General features: G+C 44.7%; 21 protein-coding genes. All 21 read left to right on the top strand.

From position 1 onward, the window contains the following. Position 1 precedes the first annotated feature (1 nt). The 21 genes from AC0NJP_RS04880 (at position 2) to AC0NJP_RS04780 (ending at position 20,516) form a co-directional block, all read left to right on the top strand. Positions 2-1,057, top strand: coding sequence for a glycosyltransferase family 9 protein (locus AC0NJP_RS04880; RefSeq protein WP_474699001.1), 1,056 nt, complete (start codon positions 2-4; stop codon positions 1,055-1,057). Continuing rightward, positions 1,054-2,112 carry a lipopolysaccharide heptosyltransferase II gene (gene waaF, locus AC0NJP_RS04875; protein WP_474699000.1) on the top strand — a complete coding sequence of 353 codons (1,059 nt, stop codon included), beginning with the start codon at positions 1,054-1,056 and terminating at the stop codon, positions 2,110-2,112. The genes AC0NJP_RS04880 and waaF overlap by 4 nt, the downstream gene beginning before the upstream one ends. Beyond that, complete coding sequence (locus AC0NJP_RS04870) at positions 2,109-2,861, top strand: glycosyltransferase family 2 protein (RefSeq protein WP_474698999.1); 753 nt, start codon at positions 2,109-2,111, stop codon at positions 2,859-2,861. The genes waaF and AC0NJP_RS04870 overlap by 4 nt, the downstream gene beginning before the upstream one ends. 2 nt (positions 2,862-2,863) lie before the next feature. Continuing rightward, positions 2,864-4,054: a glycosyltransferase gene (locus AC0NJP_RS04865; protein ID WP_474698998.1), complete on the top strand. Its 1,191-nt coding sequence runs from the start codon at positions 2,864-2,866 to the stop codon at positions 4,052-4,054. Beyond that, on the top strand, positions 4,044-4,607 hold the full coding sequence (locus AC0NJP_RS04860; protein WP_474698997.1) for a D-sedoheptulose-7-phosphate isomerase: 564 nt from the start codon (positions 4,044-4,046) through the stop codon (positions 4,605-4,607). The genes AC0NJP_RS04865 and AC0NJP_RS04860 overlap by 11 nt, the downstream gene beginning before the upstream one ends. Continuing rightward, positions 4,594-5,607, top strand: a complete 1,014-nt coding sequence (rfaE1, locus tag AC0NJP_RS04855) for a D-glycero-beta-D-manno-heptose-7-phosphate kinase (RefSeq protein ID WP_474698996.1) — start codon at positions 4,594-4,596, stop codon at positions 5,605-5,607. Before AC0NJP_RS04860 ends, rfaE1 begins: the two co-directional genes overlap by 14 nt. Next, positions 5,604-6,575 carry an ADP-glyceromanno-heptose 6-epimerase gene (gene rfaD, locus AC0NJP_RS04850; protein ID WP_474698995.1) on the top strand — a complete coding sequence of 324 codons (972 nt, stop codon included), beginning with the start codon at positions 5,604-5,606 and terminating at the stop codon, positions 6,573-6,575. The genes rfaE1 and rfaD overlap by 4 nt, the downstream gene beginning before the upstream one ends. Next, positions 6,569-7,096, top strand: a complete 528-nt coding sequence (gene gmhB / locus AC0NJP_RS04845) for a D-glycero-beta-D-manno-heptose 1,7-bisphosphate 7-phosphatase (RefSeq protein ID WP_474698994.1) — start codon at positions 6,569-6,571, stop codon at positions 7,094-7,096. Before rfaD ends, gmhB begins: the two co-directional genes overlap by 7 nt. Positions 7,097-7,124: 28 nt before the next feature. Continuing rightward, positions 7,125-8,138: a glycosyltransferase family 9 protein gene (locus tag AC0NJP_RS04840; RefSeq protein ID WP_474698993.1), complete on the top strand. Its 1,014-nt coding sequence runs from the start codon at positions 7,125-7,127 to the stop codon at positions 8,136-8,138. Between the two features lie 25 nt (positions 8,139-8,163). Continuing rightward, the gene (locus AC0NJP_RS04835; protein ID WP_474698992.1) at positions 8,164-9,219 is read left to right on the top strand and encodes a glycosyltransferase family 9 protein; all 1,056 of its coding nucleotides are present in this window, start codon (positions 8,164-8,166) and stop codon (positions 9,217-9,219) included. After that, the gene (locus tag AC0NJP_RS04830; protein ID WP_474698991.1) at positions 9,195-10,214 is read left to right on the top strand and encodes a glycosyltransferase family 9 protein; all 1,020 of its coding nucleotides are present in this window, start codon (positions 9,195-9,197) and stop codon (positions 10,212-10,214) included. The genes AC0NJP_RS04835 and AC0NJP_RS04830 overlap by 25 nt, the downstream gene beginning before the upstream one ends. 4 nt (positions 10,215-10,218) lie before the next feature. After that, positions 10,219-11,226: a glycosyltransferase family 9 protein gene (locus tag AC0NJP_RS04825; protein ID WP_474698990.1), complete on the top strand. Its 1,008-nt coding sequence runs from the start codon at positions 10,219-10,221 to the stop codon at positions 11,224-11,226. 112 nt (positions 11,227-11,338) lie between these two features. Further along, positions 11,339-12,538 (top strand): O-antigen ligase family protein, encoded by a 1,200-nt coding sequence (locus AC0NJP_RS04820; protein ID WP_474698989.1) that lies wholly within the window; start codon positions 11,339-11,341, stop codon positions 12,536-12,538. Then, positions 12,538-13,554, top strand: coding sequence for a glycosyltransferase family 9 protein (locus AC0NJP_RS04815; protein WP_474699128.1), 1,017 nt, complete (start codon positions 12,538-12,540; stop codon positions 13,552-13,554). Before AC0NJP_RS04820 ends, AC0NJP_RS04815 begins: the two co-directional genes overlap by 1 nt. 87 nt (positions 13,555-13,641) lie before the next feature. After that, positions 13,642-15,123, top strand: coding sequence for an undecaprenyl-phosphate galactose phosphotransferase WbaP (gene wbaP, locus AC0NJP_RS04810; RefSeq protein WP_474698988.1), 1,482 nt, complete (start codon positions 13,642-13,644; stop codon positions 15,121-15,123). Further along, positions 15,124-15,999 carry a glucose-1-phosphate thymidylyltransferase RfbA gene (rfbA, locus tag AC0NJP_RS04805; RefSeq protein ID WP_474698987.1) on the top strand — a complete coding sequence of 292 codons (876 nt, stop codon included), beginning with the start codon at positions 15,124-15,126 and terminating at the stop codon, positions 15,997-15,999. It abuts the gene before it with no gap. 13 nt (positions 16,000-16,012) lie between these two features. Beyond that, positions 16,013-16,468 (top strand): dTDP-4-dehydrorhamnose 3,5-epimerase family protein, encoded by a 456-nt coding sequence (locus AC0NJP_RS04800; protein ID WP_474698986.1) that lies wholly within the window; start codon positions 16,013-16,015, stop codon positions 16,466-16,468. 35 nt (positions 16,469-16,503) lie between these two features. Next, positions 16,504-17,514 carry a dTDP-glucose 4,6-dehydratase gene (gene rfbB, locus AC0NJP_RS04795; RefSeq protein WP_474698985.1) on the top strand — a complete coding sequence of 337 codons (1,011 nt, stop codon included), beginning with the start codon at positions 16,504-16,506 and terminating at the stop codon, positions 17,512-17,514. Positions 17,515-17,522: 8 nt separating this feature from the next. Continuing rightward, positions 17,523-18,365 (top strand): dTDP-4-dehydrorhamnose reductase, encoded by an 843-nt coding sequence (rfbD, locus tag AC0NJP_RS04790; protein WP_474698984.1) that lies wholly within the window; start codon positions 17,523-17,525, stop codon positions 18,363-18,365. A gap of 15 nt (positions 18,366-18,380) precedes the next feature. Further along, positions 18,381-19,166, top strand: a complete 786-nt coding sequence (locus AC0NJP_RS04785; RefSeq protein WP_474698983.1) for an ABC transporter permease — start codon at positions 18,381-18,383, stop codon at positions 19,164-19,166. An 18-nt stretch (positions 19,167-19,184) separates the two neighbouring features. Then, positions 19,185-20,516 (top strand): ABC transporter ATP-binding protein, encoded by a 1,332-nt coding sequence (locus AC0NJP_RS04780; protein WP_474698982.1) that lies wholly within the window; start codon positions 19,185-19,187, stop codon positions 20,514-20,516.

Raw genomic sequence — 20,516 nt, 5'->3', positions numbered from 1 at the left:
TATGACAGAATCAGGCCGTCCGCAAAACATTTTAGTTGTAAAAATGAGCGCTATCGGGGATGTCATTCATGCGATGCCTGTAGCTTATGCGATCAAAGAGACGTTTCCTAATAGTCATTTAACTTGGGTTGTAGAAACAGGCTGTCGTGAACTCATTGAGCATAATCCTTATGTCGATGAAATTATTTCTTTTCCTAAGAAGGATTTTCGCAGTCTCCCGGGCCTTATTCGTAATATTCCGCCCTTAAAGGCGAAGCTGACGGCAAGACCCTATGATGTGGCGCTAGATCTACAGGGGCTCTTTAAAAGCGCTGTGATTGTTTATTTAAGTAAAGCGAAAGCGGCCTTCGGGTTTTGCAATATGCGCGAAGGTAGTTCTTTGATCAGCCGTCCTGTTTGCGGCGCCCATCAACAAGGCCATGTGATGGAGCGCTATCTGGATGTGGCTAGAGCGATTGGCTGCAAAGTGCAAAATGTTCGCTTTCCCTTAGAAATTCAAACAGAAGAGAAGGAAAGGGCCGAACAAATTGCTATAGCAGCAGGTTTTTCGCTAGATGAACCTTATGTTTTATTAACGCTGGGAGCCAATTGGCCGAATAAACGTTGGCCAGCAAAATATTTAGCGGCAGTCAGTGACTGGCTATCGCTGCAAGGCGTTGCGCCTGTCTATATCGGCGGGCCTGGCGATCAGCCACTGTTAGAAGCTGTAAAGAGCTTCGCCAACCGACCGTTTTTTGATATAACAGGGAAAACTTCTTTAATTGAATTGGCAGCGCTGATTTTAAAAGCGCGTGTTTTTTTAGGGGGCGACACCGGGCCGATGCATTTAGCCGCTGGTCTTGGTACGCCAGTCATCGGTTTGTTCGGACCGACTGATACCAACCGAAACGGTCCCTATGGCGCAGGCCATCGGACCCATGTCATCGCTTTAGATTGCGCTGGCTGTTGGCAGCGTAGCTGCCCCAAGCGCTTAGATTGTCTGGCGCAAATATCGCCAGAGGCTGTGATGGAATCCTTTCGTATTCTCCTAGCGCAAGGCAGGGAGGGAAAAGCATGATTTCTATGCCGAACCAAGCTCAGCGCATTCTGGTCATAAATCTCGCTTTTATTGGTGATGTATTGTTGTCATCGCCTTTGATTACGGCCTTGCATGAGGCCTATCCTGCCGCGCAGATTGACTGTATGGTCATTCCTTTGACCGAACCAATTGCATCGCGCCACCCGCATGTAACGGAAACGCTTGTCTATGATAAGCGGGGCAAACATAAAGCGTGGCGTGAGCTAATGAAGCTGATTCAAACTGTAAAAAGCCGCCGCTATGACTTGGCAATTTCGACGAATTTTGCCGCCCGCGGCGCGATGTTAGCTTGGGCGGCGCGCATTCCGCAGCGTATTGGCTATGATGCGCAGCATGCTGGGTTATTTTTAACGCAGACGGTGAGCGCTCAGCGGCCGTTTGTGCGTCATGAAACGGAAAATTACCTCGATTTGCTGCAACCATTAGGAATTAGCGCGACGAAAGCACCACTTGACACCGCCTTAAAACTTGCCGTACGACCTGAAGATCGGATCAGTCTGGCAGAAAAATATCCTGACCTGTTTCCGGCGACCTCTAAGCGGGTAAAACCCATCATTGCTTTATGCCCGGTTGGAAGTTATGCTCGAAAGAGTTGGGATGAGGCAGGCTATTTGTCTGTCATTGCTGATTTAGCAAAAGATCATGAGGTTTTACTGCTTGGCGGCCATAAAGAAGCGCCAGCCTTGGCAGCATTAGTAGCGGCAAGCGGTCATAAAGCGTTAGCTTTGGCGGGAAGCCTTTCGCTCGGAGAACTGGCTGCTCTCTTAGAACAGTGCCAACTGCTTGTCACAGTCGATACGGGACCGCTTCACTTAGCGCAGGCTGTAGGGACGCCCGTACTAGCTTTATTTGGTCCGACCGACCCTGCTATCTGGGGACCGCGCGGGTCAAGAGACCGAGTTTTTTATCGACACGAGGACTGTTCTCCCTGTTGGGGAAAGGGCGAATGCCGCGAGCAGCAGTGTATGAAACATGATGCGGCGGCTGTTATTGCTGCAGCCCGAGAACAGTTGCGAAATGGAGCGACTCTATGAGTGTATCTGTTATTATATTAGCAAAGAATGAAGAGAAAAATATTGAAGCTTGTATTCAAAGCGCCTTGTTTGCCGATGCGGTGATTGTCATCGACGATTTCAGCGCGGATCGAACTGTAGAACTAGCGAAACAGCTAGGGGCGACAATCTATCAGCATAGTATGAACGGTAACTGGGGAGCCCAGCAAACTTACGCGATTGAACAAGCAAAGACCGATTGGATTTTTTTCCTTGATGCCGATGAACGGATTCCTGCGGCGTTAGCTGAGGAAGTGAGAGCCGCTGTCGACAGAAATGAAAAATATGCCTATCTCGTACCAAGGCTCAACCATGCCATGGGCAAGCCCCTTTATCATGGCGGCTGGTATCCTGACTATGGTTTTCATTTAATGCCGCGCGAAGATTTTCATGTGGAAGGCTTTGTTCATCCCCAATTCGTCCATCCTTATCAGTCACGCAAACTCAAGAACCATATTATTCATTATACCTATAGCAGTTGGGAACAGTACTTTAACAAACTGAACAATTACACGCGGCTTGCTGCCGAAAAAAATTATGGTAAGGGCAAGCGCTGTTCGTTTTGGCGCGATATCGTGGCTCGGCCCTTATTTGCTTTTGTGAAGATGTATCTCTTACAAGGCGGCTGGCGTGATGGGAAGATCGGCTTTATTTTAGCTTCGTTTCATCTGACTTATACGATGGCGAAATATGTGAAGCTAGACAGTCTGGCCGAAGAGCAGGAGAAATAGTTATGAGAATCGCTGTGTTTGAATCGATTATTACGACAGGCGGCCACGAAGTGGATTTTGACCGTCTTTTAATAGAAGAACTCGTTGCTTGCGGTCATGAGCCAATCTTATATGTACCGGAAAAATTCCCCTTTCAGCATGACTATACAATTCCGATTCATTACTTACAGGGGTGCGGCGTTTCTTATGCCGGTGTGACTGGTCTTAAAAAGAATTGGCTCAGTCTTGTGAGAGAATATCGTCGCTATCAGTGGTTTACGCAGCTGTATCGGGAAGCGGCGGCAGGCAAATTTGATGCGATCATTATTCCTACCTCGACATATCGCTATCTCAAAGGATTAAAGCGCAGTCCCTTAAAGAATTCGCCTGTGCCAGTGCTCTTTGTCATGCATGGCATCAATCCGACGGAAAAGCCCAAGGTCAAGGCCGCGCTCAGCGCTTTCATGGCGCAGCCCCAGATTCAAGTGGCTGTGATTCACTGCGGCGGACGTCTGTTTCCGGCTGCTAATAAACAGATTCAAACAATTAAGCCGCCGACTTATAAGCCGCGCGATCTGGCCATTGAGGCAGCAGCGGCGCGGCAAGAGGCGAAAGTCGCTACGGGGCAAGACGAATTGATTCTGGGCTTTTTTGGCCAGTATCGTCGCGAGAAGAATCTGGAAGCTTTTTTGCAGCTCTTTTTGGACTGCCGCTTTACCAGGTCCGTCAAGTGCGTGATTCAAGGTGCTACAGTAGATCCGGCGGACCGAGACGATTTTGATCGACTGATTGCTAAATATGGCAGCTATAAAGAATTTCAGTTTATTCATAAAGGCTTATTCGGCCGTGAGTGGCAAGAAGCCATTTTGGCCATTGACGCTCTTGTTATGCCCTATGCTGCGCCGCGTTACCGTTATCATTGGGGCGGCATGCTATTTACGGCGATTGGTTTTCAAAAGCCGGTGTTGTTATCGGATGATATTAATCCAGAGGTGCTTGATAGCTATGAGATTGGTTTAGCCTTTGATGCGACTGATCCCGCAGCGCTAAAACAAGCCTTGACGGAATTTGTAAATACCTTTGACGAACAAGAACCTACCTATACTGAGGAATTAGAGCGGGCTGCTGTTGACTTTGCACCGAATCATTTTGTGCAAGGATTAGTTCAAATTTTAACAGAGACGACAAAGGAGCGTATGAGACATGATTCGTGAAGTGATAGAAGAACATCTGGCGACGATTGAAAAATTGAAAGCGTTAGAGTCAGATATTGCGACAGCTGCTCGGATGTGCAGCGAAACGATTAAGAGCGGTCAGCGGATTTATTTAATGGGAAATGGCGGTAGTGCCGCTGACAGTCAGCATATTGCCGCTGAATTTGTCGGCCGATTTCAGGTAGAAAGAAACCCATTGCCTGCCGTCGCTTTTACGACGGATACCTCTATCTTAACAGCCGTTGGTAATGACTACGGCTATGACGCTATTTTTCTGCGACAGGTACAGGCTTTTGTGCAGAAGAATGACCTTGTAATAGGCATCTCTACTTCAGGCAACAGCCCGAGTATTGTGCACGCCATGGAAGAAGCAAAGCGGCGTGGCGCCCGGACACTGGCGCTTACTGGTCAAGGTGGCGGCAAGCTGGCTGGCTGTGCTGATTTATGTCTGGCTGTACCAGCGCCAGTAACAGCACGCGTGCAGGAAGCTCATATTTTAATCGGCCATATTCTTTGCCAGCATATTGATGAGGTGTGTCATGATTGCCCATAAAGAAATGCTTTTAGACTATTTTGGTCAGACGATTCGTAAGAGCCGGATTCTTGTTCTCGGCGATATTATGCTGGATCGGTATTACTTTGGCGAAGTAAAAAGGATTTCGCCAGAAGCGCCAGTGCCAGTGACGCGTGTTTTAAAACAGACTGGCGTATTAGGCGGCGCTGGCAATGTAGCGCATAATCTACGTCGCTTGGGCTGTCAGGTCGATCTAGTCGGACTCGTTGGGGCCGATGAGGCTCGTGGCGCCTTGACAGAACTTATGGCGGCCAGCGGGATGCATACAGACAGCTTAGTCGAAAGCAGCCGTCCTACCACGACAAAGCTTCGTGTGATTGGCGGACATCAGCAAATGATGCGAATTGACTTTGAAGAAACAGCGCCGATCTCTCGGCGCTTGGAAGATAAAATATTGGAAAAAGTACAACAAAGCCTGGACCAAGGCGCAGCTGTAATCATTCTTTCTGATTATGGTAAAGGCTTGTGTACGCCGCGGCTCTGCCGTCAGGTTATACGCATAGCGAGTGAGGGGAACGTACCCGTCATTGTTGACCCAAAAGGCGACAAGTGGCAAAAGTATCAAGGGGCGTCTTATATTACGCCGAATTTGAAAGAAGTGGGCGAAGCACTGAAGAAAAAAGTGGCCAATGAAGATGGCGAGGTGCTGAAAGCCGCGCAGACTTTGCGCAAAAGGTTTTCCCTTGGCGCAGTCATTGCGACACGTTCTGAGCATGGTTTAAGCTATGCGGGCGAAGCTACGGTCTTTCACATTCCTACACTAGCGCAAGAAGTCTTTGATGTTTCCGGGGCAGGTGATACGGTAATCGCCGTATTTGGCGCTGCTTTGGCAGGCGATTTGCCTCTCTATGAAGCGGCTTATGCAGCCAATCTAGCAGCAGGCGTTGTTGTTGGCAAAGTGGGAACTTATGCGATTTCCCAACGAGAGTTCGTTGCAGCATTGCAGCAGGCAGATGAAGTAAAGGAGGAAGTAAAATGATTATTGTAACAGGCGGTGCCGGATTTATCGGCAGCAATTTAGTCAAAGGCTTGAATGAAAAAGGCTGCCACGATATTATTATTGTTGACAACCTCGGACAGAGTGAAAAATATAAAAATTTAATTGGAATTCGGTTCCATGATTATATGCATAAAGAGGATTTTCTGGCATCAATTAAACAGGGACGCTGGGGTGATGAACCAGTAGAGGCGATTTTTCATCAAGGCGCTTGTTCTGATACTATGGAGTATAATGCCAACTATATGATGGCCAATAATTACGAGTATAGTAAGACGCTGTTGCAATATGCGATGCATCGCAATATTCCTTTCTTTTATGCGTCGTCAGCTTCTACGTATGGTAGTGGTGCGAAAGGCTTTACGGAAGGCGATGTTTGCGAAGGCGCTCTTAACACCTACGCTTTTTCGAAACTGCTCTTTGATCGCTATGTCCGTCAGGTTATGCCGTCAGCGACGAGTCAGATCGTTGGCTTAAAATATTTTAATGTTTTTGGACCGCAAGAAAATCACAAAGGCAAGATGGCCTCGACGGCTTTCCATTTCTACAATCAACTAAAGCAAGGTGACACAGTACGTCTCTTTTCTGCTTACGGCGGTTATGAAAATGGTGAGCAGCGCCGCGATTTTGTCTATGTGAAAGATGTTGTGAAAGTCAATCTTTCGTTCTATGAGCAAAAATTAACGAGTGGAATTTACAACTGCGGTACGGGCTGCGCCCGTTCCTTTAATGACATGGCTAAAGCTGTTATAGCAACGCAACAGCGTGGTCGCATCGAATATATTCCTTTCCCCGATTCCTTAAAAGGAAAATACCAGTGTTATACCCAAGCGGATTTGGCAAATTTGCGAGCTGCTGGTTATACGGAAGATTTTACTTCACTGGAAGCGGCTGTAGCTGACTATGTGAAGCAACTTGATCAGAATGAGGGATACTACGAATTATGCTAAGAAAGGCCGCTTTTTTTGACCGCGACGGCGTATTGAATATTGATAAAGGCTATGTCTATAAGCAAGAAGAATTTGTGTGGATGCCTGGCGCGATCGAAACGATCCGGCGCTGTAATGAACTAGGCTATGTCGTAATTGTTGTGACAAATCAAAGCGGTATTGCCCGCGCTTATTATGAAGAAGCAGACGTTAAGAAGCTTCACATCTGGATGAATGAAGAACTGGCCAAGCAGAAGGCTCATATTGATGCTTTCTATTATTGCCCCCATCACGTTCAAGGAGAAGTAGCTCGTTATCGAGAGGACTGTAATTGTCGCAAACCTCAACCTGGTATGCTGTTACAAGCTGCCGCAGATTTGGGGCTAGATAGGGCGAACTCTTTTATGATTGGTGATAAACAAAGCGATATGGAAGCCGCCGCGAATGCTGGAGTTACGGGATATTTCTTTAAAGCCGCCGAACATAACGGCAATCTCTATGACTTTGTGAAGGCATATATCACGATGAATCCTGCTTTTTGACCTAAAATGACGAAAGGAGGCGAAGCGATTGTTAAATGGCAAGAAAATCTTAATTAGCAGTTGCGCTGGTTTGGGCGATCTGCTCATGTTTACGCCAGCTCTGCGCCGTATCAAGGAAATGTATCCGAGCTGCCAGATTACCTTTATGACGAATCAGCCGCATAAAGACGTTCTGAGCGGTCTGTCTTATATTGATAAGGTTGTCACAATTCAGCGCAAAAAGCTTTTTGGCCGTTTGCGTTTGTTACCTGTTCTATTACAGCAGGACTATGTGATCTTTACGGATTGGCAGCCGCAACTACTTGTTGCTTCCTATCTGTTCGGCGTCAAACGGCGGATCGGCATTCCTAAGCCAGGCCATTCCTTGAATCGCTATTTTACTAAGGAGCTTCGCCGCCATGTCCTGGGAACGTCTGATTATGCTGCGGTTACGAATGCCCTGATTTTTTCGGAAGCGCTTGATATTACGCTGGATGGCGATATGACGCACTACGATATATCGCAGCCGACGGAACGTGACGAAGCTGCTGTGGATAAGCTGCTCGTAGAAGTAGGACTTTCGCCTATGACTCCATTTATTTGCCTAGCCCCTTTCACCGGGATGGAGGAGCGAAACTGGCCGCTGGAACATGTGAGCGATTTTATTAAAAAGGTAAAAGACCGTTACGGCGCTTCGCTGCCAGTGGTACTGATTGGACCGCCAGGCAAGGCGCAGGTCGCTGCCGGACTTGATGTAAAAAGCCTTGTCGGTAAAACTTCTATATTAGAAATGGTTGCGCTTATTCGGCGAGCAGCGTTGTTTATTGGACCGGACAGCGGGCCTATGCATATCGCCGGTGCTGTTCATACGCCGCTGATTGCAATGTTTTCAAAGGATTTGCCGTCACGCTGGGCGCCACGGTATCATTGTTCAGTCATTACGCTAAACATGCCTTGTTCTCCCTGCAGTGATGCAGTGGCTCGGCAGTGTCCGACAGTAGCTTGTATGCGCGAGATTACGGCGGATATGGTACTGGCGAAGACAATCGAAATACTTAAGTAAAGTTGAAAGACAGGAGCGAAGCAGATTGAAAACTCCCCAAAATATTCTCGTCTACTCTTTGGTCAATATTGGTGATGTATTGCTTACGACAAGCGCCATTGCCTTAGTTCGTAAAGCCTATCCCAAGGCGCGGATCACAGCTATGGTACGGCCTGAATCAGCGCCGATTATGGAAAATAATCCCCTTATTGATGAAGTCTATATATATACCTATCGTTCCAAAGAGCGATCCTTGCGATCTTTGTGGGACCAGGTAAAAAAATTAAAAAGCAAAAAATTTGATCTTTGTTTTGCCTTTGACGGCAAAACCCGTTCCTGTCTGTTAACTTGGCTAGCTGGTATTCCGGTACGGGTGGGCGGTCAAAAGATCTTTGATGATAAATTCAGTTGGTCTACTGTGACTTTTACTCATACCATTCCCATTACCCATGATCTGGCTGTAACGCCGCAGGCTTATACCTTTCAAGCTATTGTCAAAGGTTTTACCGGTCAGGAAGGTTGGGAAAAACCTGTCATGGCTTCTCTTACCGAAGCAAATCGCCAAAAGGCTAAGGAACTATTAGCTGCTTTGCCGCCCAAAAAGCATGCGATTGCGTTATGTGTAAAAGGAACCTTTGAACTGAAGAATTGGCCGAAAGAATACTTTGCTCGTCTCGTAGAAAAATTAAACGAACGTTATGATGCTAATTTTTATATTATTGGCGCTCCTGGTGACAAAGCCTATGCTGATTCGGTCATTGCCCTTTCGGCTGTGCCAATTCATAATTTTTGCGGCAAGACCAGTCTAATCGATTTAGCAGCGCTGCTTGATGCGTCTGATTTATTTGTTACTGTCGATACTGGCGCCGCTCATGTGGCGGCAACGACTTCGGTGCCGATGCAGGTCATGTTCGGCTGCTATCCGCCGCCGCGCTGGAAGCCTTTATCGGATCAAGTGATAACTTACCATAACGACGTTCCATGCTGTCCCTGTCAAGTGCCGGAAGATGGCTGTCTTTATGAAAAACGTTGTTTAACAGGGATTTCCGTGGATGAAATCTACGAAGGAGCATGCCAATGGCTGGACCGCAAAAAATCCTAGTTACAAACCGAGCCGGGATCGGCGATGTTGTTTTATCAACCCCCATCTTGAAAGCGTTGAAAGAGCGTTATCCTAAGAGCCATATTGCGCTGCTTGTGGGAACGAATGTATATGATCTATTAACAGGTCTTGACTATATTGACGAAATTATTACGTATGAACGAGATCAGGATAGCACTTGGAGCATTGTAAAACAAATTTGGCGCTATGACTTGGCTATTTGCATTGATTTTACCTATCGAAGCGCTCTCATGGCCTTTTTAGCGATGATTCCAGTTCGAGCGGGACTGCGCCATAAGCGTGGCCTCTTTCTCAATCGGCCTGTAGATAGAGCCATAGAACAGGAAGACATGTACGAACCTTACAATTATGCCGGAATTATTGAACGCAGTCTCGGCTTAACGCTGCAAGGGGATTACACGGAATTGGATGTTTCGCCAGCGACTCCAGCTGATTTGGCCAAAGTAGACGAATTGTTTGCCGCTAGCCAAATTACGCCAGAGATGCCCGTAATTTCCATCGTCCCCTTTAGTTCCGCTAATGCGAAAAACTGGCCTTTGGTCAAACTGCAAGAGTTGATTGATCGACTTAAAGCGGCTTATGACTGTCGCATTCTGCTGCTTGGCTCCAAGGGCGATGCCGAGCGGGCGGCAGGCCTAACGGGCGTCGAAAATTGGCTTGGTCGTACAAAGTTAACGGAAATGGCGGAGATTTTTCGCCGCTCGCGGTTCTTGATCGGCCATTGTAGCGGCCCGATTCATATTGCCGCAGCAACAAAAGTGCCCATTGTCGCTCTCTATGGCGCCACCTCCTCCAAACATTGGGCGCCAAAGAACCGGACGATTTTGGTAGAGCATCCGCTTGCCTGTACGCCTTGTGATGCGATTGGCTTTGAATGTTCCCATGCAGTGTATCAGCAATGCATGAACAATATTACTGTGGCAGAAGTTTTTGCTGCCTGTCAGAAACAGTGGCAGGCAAGTGAGAAAGGATAAAACAGTGAACAAGTTTGTTGTCAGTTATTTGGGCGGTCTGGGCGACACGCTGCTTATGACGCCAGTACTTAGAGCGATCAAGGAAACTTATCCGAATAGCCGCACTGTCGTTTTAGTCGCGCCAGCGGCAGCTTTCCTCTTCAAGGGGAATCCTGATGCTGACCAAGTGATCGGCTATCGCAAGGGAGATTCTGTTTTGCCTATACTGCGTAGCGTCTGGCGCGCTGACGCCGCCTTTCTCTTTGACAATACGAGTCGGACTAGACAGCTTATGTGGTTGGCGCAAGTGAAAGAACGACTGGGGTTTGGCGAAAAGCGAAAACGTTTTTTGACTCAGCATATACCCAAACGAGAAGATGGCCAGCGCTATCAGTCAGAGTGTTATTTTGATTTGACACGACTCATGGGAATCAATCGCGTTGATAAGACAGAACTGTTTTTAGGCTCTTGCACTAGTAGTGAGCAGAAGGCTGTAGAAGCCTCCTTAGCAAAAGCTGGAATAGCGGCACAAACACCGTTGATTACCATGGCGCCTTATTCGCTCGATTACTATAAAGATTGGCCGGAAGAGTCTTATAATGCCGTGATTGCGGCTATGGCCAGAGCTGGTTATCGAACGATCCTGATTGGCGGTAATGAACTATCAACCAAAGCAGCTAACTTTCCAGGGGCTCTTTATCTACACGGGCTATCGCCGCAGCAGTCTGCCTATGTAATCTCGCGAGCGCGGCTGATGCTTTGCGGCTGTACTTTTGCGCTGCATTTGGCAGCAACAACACAGACGCCAATTTTGGCGCTTTATGGAAAAACCTCGCCAACGCGGTGGGCCGCTTACAAACAGTGCCGCGTGGTAAGAGCTGCAGTGGACTGTCGCGATGAAAGCTTGCCGCGCATGGATTTTTGCGCGACACCTGATGGCAACTGTCCCTATGATAAGCTTTGTCTGCGCCGCATTACGCCAGCGATGGTAATCGAGGAAATAGAAGCTTTGCTGCTTAGTTGCTGCAGCTGAAATACTAAGCAGCAACTAAGAAACAGTTAATAGGCAGTTAAAAATAAGCAAGAAGTAGGCCGGGAAGTGCCGATAAAGCAGGCAGGGAAGCAGCGGTAAGGAGAAGAGGTTTATGTGTTGTACGGGAAAATGGTCGACTCGTTTGGCAGTGGCCATTGCATTTTTCGTAGTGATTTATGTTTTGCTTTGGAGTTTTTCGCTAAAAGGTCCGCGCGATATGATGTTAATTGCAGTGGCTTTAAGCTTAGTGCTTACCATCTATCAGTATTGCACCTCTCGCATTAGGGCGAATTTTGAGATGCCTTTATTAAAAAAAATTGCTTTACTGATCATCACTTGGGTTGTTGTTAGTTCTGTAGCATCGGTTCATCCCCTTTTTAGCATCAATAAAACGTTGCAACTAATCCCGCAGTTTTTCCCTCTTTTGGTTATTCCTTATATTTATAAGGAACGTACTTTAAAAATAATTGTTTTAGCGATGACAGTTACTACCGGGGTTTTGGCAAGCTATGCGATTTGGCAAGGGGTGCATGAGGGATTAAGCAGAGCGAATGGTATCGGTGCGGATGCACCTTTTATGCTTGCTTATCATTTAGTTTTTTATATTTTATTTGCCTTATGTTGTTTATTTAATCATCAGTTGAGTAAGATACACCGTTATATGGTCAGCCTTACTATTTTTTTGTCAGCTATGGCCTTGTTGTTTAATGGAACTCGGGCGGCCTGGATTGCTGCATTAGCAGGTATTCTTCTATTTATTATGATACACAGTAACCGAAAGGGTTACTTATTGTCTTTAGTAGGTCTTAGTTTTGCTGGTTTTGTTTTCGTTGTATTTATGAGTTCCCAACTGCAGCAACGATTTTTGACTTTGCTCGATCCTAATTTTGTTTCTAATTCGGAACGAATCTTAATGTGGAAAAGTGCGTTAGCAATGATTTTGGATCATCCTTTACTGGGAGTCGGCGTTGATAATTACTTTGAGTATTATCATAGCTATTATATTTCGCCCTTAGCGCAGGAAGTCGGGATTCATCGGCATCCTCATAATTTAATTTTAAAAACTTTATGCGAAACAGGAATTATCGGTTTGATCCCTTTAGTAAGTTTATTTGTTTATATATTAAAAACTACTTATAGGCGCTATCGGACGAATTCCAACTTTTATGCTTTAGCTGCTTTTTTGGCGACAATTGCGCTACTAATCCAAGCTATGCTTGATTATGGCTTTGATCAATTAAGTATAATGAGTTACTTTTGGTTTATTGTTGGTGTAGGACTTTATAATACAGAAAGAGGAATGTTGCCGTGATGCAAAATATTTTGGTCATTAACCTTATGTATATCGGCGATTTGCTTTTCGCGACGCCTACGTTGCGGAGTTTACGGGCTGCTTTTCCAGAGGCAAATATTACTCTTTTAGCTGATAAGAAAAATGCCGCAGTGGTTCGCTATAACTCTCATATATCAGAGTTGATTGAGATTGATAAAAAAGGCTACCATGCCAAGCTATCACACTTTATAGAACTGATCCAGGAACTAAGGCAGAGAAAATTCGACCTAGTGATTAATCTTCATCGCAATGAACGATCTTCTGCATTGGCGGCTTTTAGTGGCGGGAAAAAGATTATCGGCTTTAGTAAGCCAGGATTTCACTTTTTCTTTGATCAGGTTATCGTTGAGAGAACCGATATTCACCAAGTCGATGCCTATTTAGAAGTGCTGCAAGCTGTGGGGATTCCCATAGAGAACGAAGGTTTGGAAATGCAGCTTGATGAGGCATCGATAGCACGAGCGGAAAATATGTGGCATAGGGTCTTTCCGCAGGAACTGCCGCGTTTTTCCGTGGTGGGACTTAATACAGGCGGCAGTTGGCCAACGAAGCGCTGGACGAAAGAGGGGTTTGCTGCTCTGGCGGATCGGCTGCTTGAAACGGGTCACGGCATCGCCTTCTTCGGCGGCCCCATGGATTTTGACGATGTAATGGCGGTCTTAGCTTTAATGAAGCATGCTGATTCGAAGCGACTGGCGATTTTTACGGGAAAAACGACACTCCTTGAAATGGCGGCGTTAGTTAAAAAGTGCCGCGTTTTGGTCACCGGTGATTCAGGACCGATGCATATCGCTGTATCACAAGACGTTCCTGTCGTTGCACTCTTTGGTCCGTCCGATCCAGTACGCTACGCGCCCTATCACCAGCATGACGCTGTAATTGTTAGTGCGCGTGATTGTTTGGCTTGCGGTCAGCATAGCTGCGGCGGTCATGAATGTATGAAAGAAATTGATGTGGAAACGATACGGAAAAAAGTGGAACGTAGACTTTCCTAGTAAAAGACAGAGGACTTCTGCGGCAAAACGGCGAAATATAGGCCGAGTGTATAATTCCGCTCGATTTTGCGCACAGGAGTTTAACTTATGGAAAAAACAAAGAACTTACCGAAACTAGACCAAGCTTTGTTAACGTGCAGTCAAGTGGAGCGAATGAGCCGCACTTGGCTTTTTCCGCTGCTCTTGCTGTTCAATGATTATATTGCCATTATTGCAGCTTTATTTAGTGTCTATTTTATGCGGGAGGTCTTAGTAGGGGTAGACGGGAAGCCCTTTGTTTTTATTCCGTCAACGTATATGTATGTTGTAATTCCCCTCGCTTTTCTGCTGTTTTTACATTACGATAAACTCTATCAAAAGTGGTTACCCTTTTGGCAGCAGACCGAGAAACTATTTCGCGCCTGCACCTATTCGATGTTGCTAATTCTTGTGGTACTCTATGCTACAGGCTCTATTGCCGAAATTTCTCGGCTGTTCATGTTTTTATCGTGGCTCGTTACCTTTCTATATCTGAGCGTCAGCCGCGGTATTGTGCAGAATTTGTTAATTAAGTGCAATTTCTTACAAGCTCCGGTTGTTGTCTTTGGTGCCGGAAAAACTTTAGATCTTATGCTTGCCGCTTTTGAAAAGCAACAGAATATGGGTTACCGTATTGTTGGTATTATTGAGGACAGTCTACCTGTCGGTTCCTGCTATAAGGGATATCCCGTATTAGGAGGCTTTTGTGAAGCGGAGGCGATCTTGCAGCATTGTAAAGCTAAGGACGCTCTAATTACGGCGCCAGGGCTGAGTCGAGAAGAACTCATTTCGCTGGTTAATCGTGTGCAGCCTTTTGTGGATAACGTAACTTTTGTGCCTGATCTCTTTGGCATACCTGTACAAGGTATGGAAGTCGAGACGCTTTTTCATGAAAAAATGGTTTTATTAAAGGTTTGTAATAATTTATCAAATCGCTATAATTTATTCGTAAAACGACTTTTTGATTTGGCGGCCAGTATTTGTTTGTTGCCGCTGCTACTGCCGATTATGGCGTGTATTTCCCTGTGGATTGTTTTTGATTCGCCGGGGCCGATTTTGCATAAGGCCAGTCGTATGGGGCGAGGCAGCAAGGTTTTTTGCTGCTATAAATTCCGTACCATGTATGAAGAGCATCAGAAGGTCTTTCAGGAGTTTTTAGAAGAAAATCCTGAAGCAAAAGAAGAATGGGAGACTTACGCGAAAATTAAAGGCGATGATCCTCGGGTAACACGAGCCGGCGCTTGGCTGCGTCGCTATAGTCTCGATGAACTACCGCAGATTTTAAATGTCTTTCTTGGCGATATGAGTCTAGTGGGGCCACGGCCTTATCTGCCGCGAGAACGCCATCAGATGAAAGATTTTCGTCAAGTCATTCATTATGCCCGGCCTGGAATTACAGGCTTGTGGCAGGTCAGTGGCCGCAATGAGCTTAGTTTTGAACAAAGAGTCCGCTTAGACGCATGGTACGTGCGCAACTGGTCGCTCTGGCTTGACATGGTTTTTTTAGTTAGAACGATTGGCGTGGTACTTGGACGAAAAGGAGCGTATTAAATGATAAAAAAGGGAATTATTTTAGCAGGCGGTTCGGGAACAAGGCTGCACCCTTTGACTAGGGTGATCAGTAAACAGCTGATGCCCGTTTACGATAAACCAATGATTTACTATCCGTTAAGTACCTTAATGCTGTCAGGAATTCGTGATATTTTAATTATTACGACACCGCAGGACAGTCAAAGTTTTAGTCAACTTTTACAGGATGGGAACCAATGGGGCTTACAAATAAAGTATGCCGTGCAACCAAGTCCAGACGGTTTAGCTCAGGCTTTTATTATTGGCAAGGATTTTATCGGCAATGACGGCTGTTCACTGATTCTCGGCGATAATGTGTTTTATGGCAATCGCCTCGCACAGTATGTTCAGCATGCAGTGCAACAGGAAGCTGGTGCAACTGTTTTTGCGTATTGGGTGAAAAATCCCGAGAGTTATGGTGTGGTCGCTTTTGATGAAGAAGGAGCTGCCTATAGTTTGGAGGAAAAGCCCAAGACGCCTAAATCGAATTATGCTGTTACCGGACTTTATTTTTATGACAATCAGGTTGTAGATATTGCAGCATCGCTGAAGCCGTCAGCGCGAGGCGAATTAGAGATTACGGATGTCAATAAAGTATATTTAAGGCAGAATCAGCTTAAAGTGGAAAAACTAGGAAGAGGATATGCTTGGCTTGATACGGGGACTCATGATTCCCTATTACAGGCCTCTAATTTTGTGCAAACCATTGAGCAGAGACAAGGGCTGAAAGTAGCCTGTCCAGAAGAAATTGCCTATCGAATGGGATATATTGGTGCAGAGCACCTGGAAGAATTAGCTGCACCTTTAAAAAAGAATAACTATGGACAATACTTACTACAAATAGCTAAAGGATTATAGGAGGTTTTTTCAGATGATTAAAGATGTAAAAGTAAAAAAATTAGTGCGTCATAGCGATGACCGAGGCTTTTTTATGGAAATTTTGCGTGACGATGAAAATTTAATGAAACGTTTTGGCCAATCGTCTATGTCGAAAAGCTATCCTGGTGTTATTAAAGCCTTCCATTATCATGAGCGGCAGGATGATATCTGGTTTTTCCCCGTAGGAAACGCACAAGTTGTACTTCATGACTTACGGGAAGATTCGCCAACCAAAGGCGAAACAAATGTTTTTTATATGGGCGAAGATAATCCAATTGTCGTAGTGATTCCTATTGGCGTTGCTCATGGCTATCGGGTGCTTGGCAACGAGCCAGCCTGCATAGTTTACTATACAACAGAATCTTACGATCCGAAAAATCCTGATGAGAAGCGTTTGGCTTGGGATGACCCGACGATTGGTTTTGATTGGACAACGGCGCATCGCTGAACATAAGTTTGTAGAGAAAGTGATAGGTGAAGCTCATGCAAAAAATTCTTGTTACAGGTGGCGCAGGCTTTATTGGCAGTAACTTTGTCAGACATATGATGGAGAAATATCCTGAATATGATATTTATAATTTTGATGTACTTACTTATGCTGGAAATCTTGAAAACTTATCTGATATATGTGATAATCCCAAGTATCACTTCATAAAAGGGGATATTACTTCTGTTGGTGATATTGAAGCAACAATGGAACAGGGGATTGATGCAATCGTCAATTTTGCCGCAGAATCTCACGTAGACCGCAGTATTGAAGATCCCAATTTGTTTGTGAAAACCAATATAATGGGGACACAGAATCTGCTTAATGCAGCAAGAAAATACAAAGTGAAAAAATATTTGCAGGTTTCGACTGACGAAGTATATGGATCTCTTGGGGCAGAAGGTTTGTTTTCAGAATCAACTCCGCTTGCTCCTAACAGTCCTTATTCGGCAAGTAAAGCCGGAGCTGATTTATTAGTGAGAGCGTATCATGAAACCTTTGATTTGCCTGTGAATATTACGCGCTGCTCCAATAATTATGGTCCTTATCATTTTCCAGAAAAACTGATTCCTCTTGTCATTACGAACGCACTGGAAGGCAAAGAAATTCCAGTATATGGCGATGGTCAGCAGATTCGTGACTGGCTCCATGTAACAGATCATTGCCGGGCGATCGATTTGGTTCTTCATAGTGGTGAAATTGGGCAAGTATATAATATTGGCGGTAATAATGAACGGACAAACCTCTATATTGTTCATACAATTCTAGAATTGCTAGGCATGAATCATGATTTAATTAAGCATGTAACAGATCGCCTAGGTCATGATCGGCGTTATGCAATTGACGCCGATAAATTGCGTACCCACCTTGGCTGGAAGCCGGAGTATACCTTTGAAAGCGGCATCAGGCAGACTGTTGAATGGTATCTTTCGCATCGCTCCTGGTGGGAAAACATAAAATCAGGCGATTATGCCGATTATTATAAAAAAATGTACGAAAACCGGTAGGTGACAGTATGAAAATAGTAATTACAGGTGCAGGTGGTCAGCTTGGCAAAGCGTTAACGGGCCAACTAGCAGGAAAAGACTTCGTTGCGGCAACGCGTGACATGCTTGATATTACGAATCAGGAAGCAACCTTTGCTTTTCTTGCGCAACATCAGCCTGATGTTGTGATTCACGCCGCTGCTTATACCAATGTTGATGGGGCTGAAAAGGATGAAGTAGGTGCATATTCTGTAAATGCTTTAGGAAGTCAGAATGTAGCTTCCGCCTGCCTGAAAATTGGGGCAAAAATGGTTTATGTCAGCACTGATTATGTATTTGATGGAGATGCAGATAAGCCTTATTTGGAATTTACTGCAACGAATCCGCAAGGCGTTTACGGGCAGTCGAAACTTGCTGGCGAAATGGTTGTTCGTCAAATTTTGAACCGGTCCTATATTGTCAGAACCTCTTGGCTTTATGGCGACGGCAATAACTTTGTTCGTACAATGCTGAAGCTGGGAAAAGAACGTTCTGAGCTGAAAATTGTCAATGATCAGTATGGTTGCCCAACTTATACTGAAGATCTGGCTGAAGCTATCTTGCGTCTGATTCAGACTGAGTCCTATGGAACGTATCATGCTGTAAATCAGGGAATTACTACTTGGCATGATTTTGCCAAGAAAATTTTTGCACTGAGCAAAAATGATAGGGTCACTGTTTTACCGCAAACAACGGAAGAACTCAATCGGCCAGCTCCCAGACCGAAGTACTCGCCGCTAGGGGGACGAATGCTTGCCCTAGCTACAGGAAAAAAAATGCGTACTTGGGAAGAGGCTCTGGCGGATTATTTATGTCATGAAGGATGCCTTTGATAGGAGAGACTGGAATTGAAATGCCTTAGTTATAAAGATTTTTTTTATCTTTTGTTTGAATTGACGAAAAAAGATTTTCAGGTGCGCTATCTCGGATCTTACCTGGGCATTTTGTGGGCGTTTATTCAGCCAGTTATTACTGTTCTAATCTTTTGGTTTGTATTTCAGGTAGGCTTTAAATCCATGCCTGTTGACAATTTTCCGTTTATTTTATGGTTGATTGCAGGAATGTTTCCGTGGTTCTTTATTTCTGATAGTATTTTAAGTGCAGCAAACTCTATTATTGAAAACAGCTACCTAGTGAAAAAAGTAGTCTTTCGAGTAAGTATATTGCCTCTTATAAAAGTTTTATCGGCACTGACGATTCATCTTTTTTTTATTGTGCTTTTAATCATCTTGTTCAGTCTGTATGGCTACCAGCCGCATTTGTATAACATCCAAATTCTTTATTATTTATTTGCTTCGATTGTATTAGTTATGGGGATTTCCTGGTTGACATCTGCTTTAGTTGTTTTTTTAAAGGATATTGGTCAGCTCTTGAGCATGATCGTACAATTTGGATTTTGGCTGACACCTGTCTTTTGGTCTGTTCGCATGGTTCCAGAACAATATCATTGGTTTTTGAAGCTAAATCCAGCGTATTATATCGTAGAAGGTTATCGCTCCAGTTTAATTTACGGACACTGGTTTTGGGAAGAACCTTTACTTACGTTGTACTTTTGGCTTGTTGCAGGAAGCTTGTTTGTAATCGGAGCTTTCGTATTTCGGAAATTACGGGCTCATTTTGCCGATGTTTTATAGATTTGGAGAGAAGCCTTTATGGAATCAAATGAGATTGCAATTCGTGTAAGAAATTTAAGCAAAAGCTACAAACTCTATAATAAACCAGTGGATCGCCTGAAAGAAACACTTCATCCATTTCGAAAGTCATATCATCGTGATTTTTTTGCCCTGAAGGATGTCAGTTTTGACATAAAAAAAGGGGCAACGATCGGAGTTTTAGGGAAAAATGGATCAGGAAAATCGACACTGCTTAAAATCCTTACAGGTGTGTTAACTCCAACGGCAGGCCAGGTCGAAGTTCACGGAAAAGTCTCGGCTCTTTTAGAATTAGGGGCTGGGTTTAATCCAGAATTTACAGGCATTGAAAATGTATTTATGAACGGAACCATTATGGGATTCAGTCGTCAGGAGATGGAAGAGCGAATTGACGATATTCTTGCTTTTGCCGATATTGGTGAGTTCGTTTATCAGCCAGTCAAAATGTATTCGAGCGGCATGTTTGCCAGACTCGCCTTTGCTGTAAATGTAAATGTAAATCCAGAAATTCTTATTGTCGATGAAGCCTTGGCAGTAGGAGACATGTTTTTTCAAGCAAAATGTATTGCCAAAATGCAAGAAATGACAGAACGCGGTGTTACTCTTTTATTTGTAAGTCATGATATTGCCACAATCAAAAGCCTTTGTCAGGAAGCGATACTGCTTAATAAGGGTGTTTTATTAGAGCAAGGTGAGGCAGACCGTGTTGTTGAAAAATATTTTTTAATTAAGATGCAGTCTGAACAAGAATCTCTTACCAAAAAGGCAGAGACAGTGTTAGCTCCAGTTAGCCAAGCGGTTCGCAAGAAGACTAATAAATTGTTTCAAAATGAAGAGTTTTTAAAGCGAGCTAATCATGAAAGAGTACAAAACGGTAAAGCCGAGTTTGTTAATATACAGCTTTTAAATGAAGCTTTGCAACCTGTTATGGTTGGGGAGTATGATCAGTCTGTTACCTTACGGATGGTTTTTAAATTGCAGGAAGACATGGATGAAGTTGCTATGGGCTATCACATTCGTGATCGTAACGGCGTGGATATTATATATTCAGATACGGTGATTGAGGCGAAAAAATTCGAGAACTTGAAAAAAGATGAAGTTTATATTGTCGATTGGAAATTTACCCTTTCTTTAATGCAGGGCGCGTATAATATTGTATGCGTTATGTCAAAACCGCTTGATATTGCAATCGGAAAAGTAGATTTTTGCGACTATATTCCCTTCGCTGTCCAATTTGAGGTTACTCGCAATTATAAGGCGCCTCTTTATGGCAGCGTTCACTGGCCTAATACCGTTACGATTGAAAAATACGCAGAGCAAGGAAGCGAATAA

It is taken from the genome of Pelorhabdus sp. sgz311002 (assembly GCF_056134285.1).
This window is presented reverse-complemented; position numbering and strand designations above follow the sequence as displayed.

Coding starts and splice junctions, on each gene's coding strand:
- AC0NJP_RS04880 (WP_474699001.1), top strand. CDS start 2: ATGACAGAATCAGGCCGTCCGCAAAACATTTTAGTTGTAAAAATGAGC.
- waaF (WP_474699000.1), top strand. CDS start 1,054: ATGATTTCTATGCCGAACCAAGCTCAGCGCATTCTGGTCATAAATCTC.
- AC0NJP_RS04870 (WP_474698999.1), top strand. CDS start 2,109: ATGAGTGTATCTGTTATTATATTAGCAAAGAATGAAGAGAAAAATATT.
- AC0NJP_RS04865 (WP_474698998.1), top strand. CDS start 2,864: ATGAGAATCGCTGTGTTTGAATCGATTATTACGACAGGCGGCCACGAA.
- AC0NJP_RS04860 (WP_474698997.1), top strand. CDS start 4,044: ATGATTCGTGAAGTGATAGAAGAACATCTGGCGACGATTGAAAAATTG.
- rfaE1 (WP_474698996.1), top strand. CDS start 4,594: ATGATTGCCCATAAAGAAATGCTTTTAGACTATTTTGGTCAGACGATT.
- rfaD (WP_474698995.1), top strand. CDS start 5,604: ATGATTATTGTAACAGGCGGTGCCGGATTTATCGGCAGCAATTTAGTC.
- gmhB (WP_474698994.1), top strand. CDS start 6,569: ATGCTAAGAAAGGCCGCTTTTTTTGACCGCGACGGCGTATTGAATATT.
- AC0NJP_RS04830 (WP_474698991.1), top strand. CDS start 9,195: ATGGCTGGACCGCAAAAAATCCTAGTTACAAACCGAGCCGGGATCGGC.
- AC0NJP_RS04820 (WP_474698989.1), top strand. CDS start 11,339: ATGTGTTGTACGGGAAAATGGTCGACTCGTTTGGCAGTGGCCATTGCA.
- AC0NJP_RS04815 (WP_474699128.1), top strand. CDS start 12,538: ATGCAAAATATTTTGGTCATTAACCTTATGTATATCGGCGATTTGCTT.
- wbaP (WP_474698988.1), top strand. CDS start 13,642: ATGGAAAAAACAAAGAACTTACCGAAACTAGACCAAGCTTTGTTAACG.
- rfbA (WP_474698987.1), top strand. CDS start 15,124: ATGATAAAAAAGGGAATTATTTTAGCAGGCGGTTCGGGAACAAGGCTG.
- AC0NJP_RS04800 (WP_474698986.1), top strand. CDS start 16,013: ATGATTAAAGATGTAAAAGTAAAAAAATTAGTGCGTCATAGCGATGAC.
- rfbB (WP_474698985.1), top strand. CDS start 16,504: ATGCAAAAAATTCTTGTTACAGGTGGCGCAGGCTTTATTGGCAGTAAC.
- rfbD (WP_474698984.1), top strand. CDS start 17,523: ATGAAAATAGTAATTACAGGTGCAGGTGGTCAGCTTGGCAAAGCGTTA.
- AC0NJP_RS04780 (WP_474698982.1), top strand. CDS start 19,185: ATGGAATCAAATGAGATTGCAATTCGTGTAAGAAATTTAAGCAAAAGC.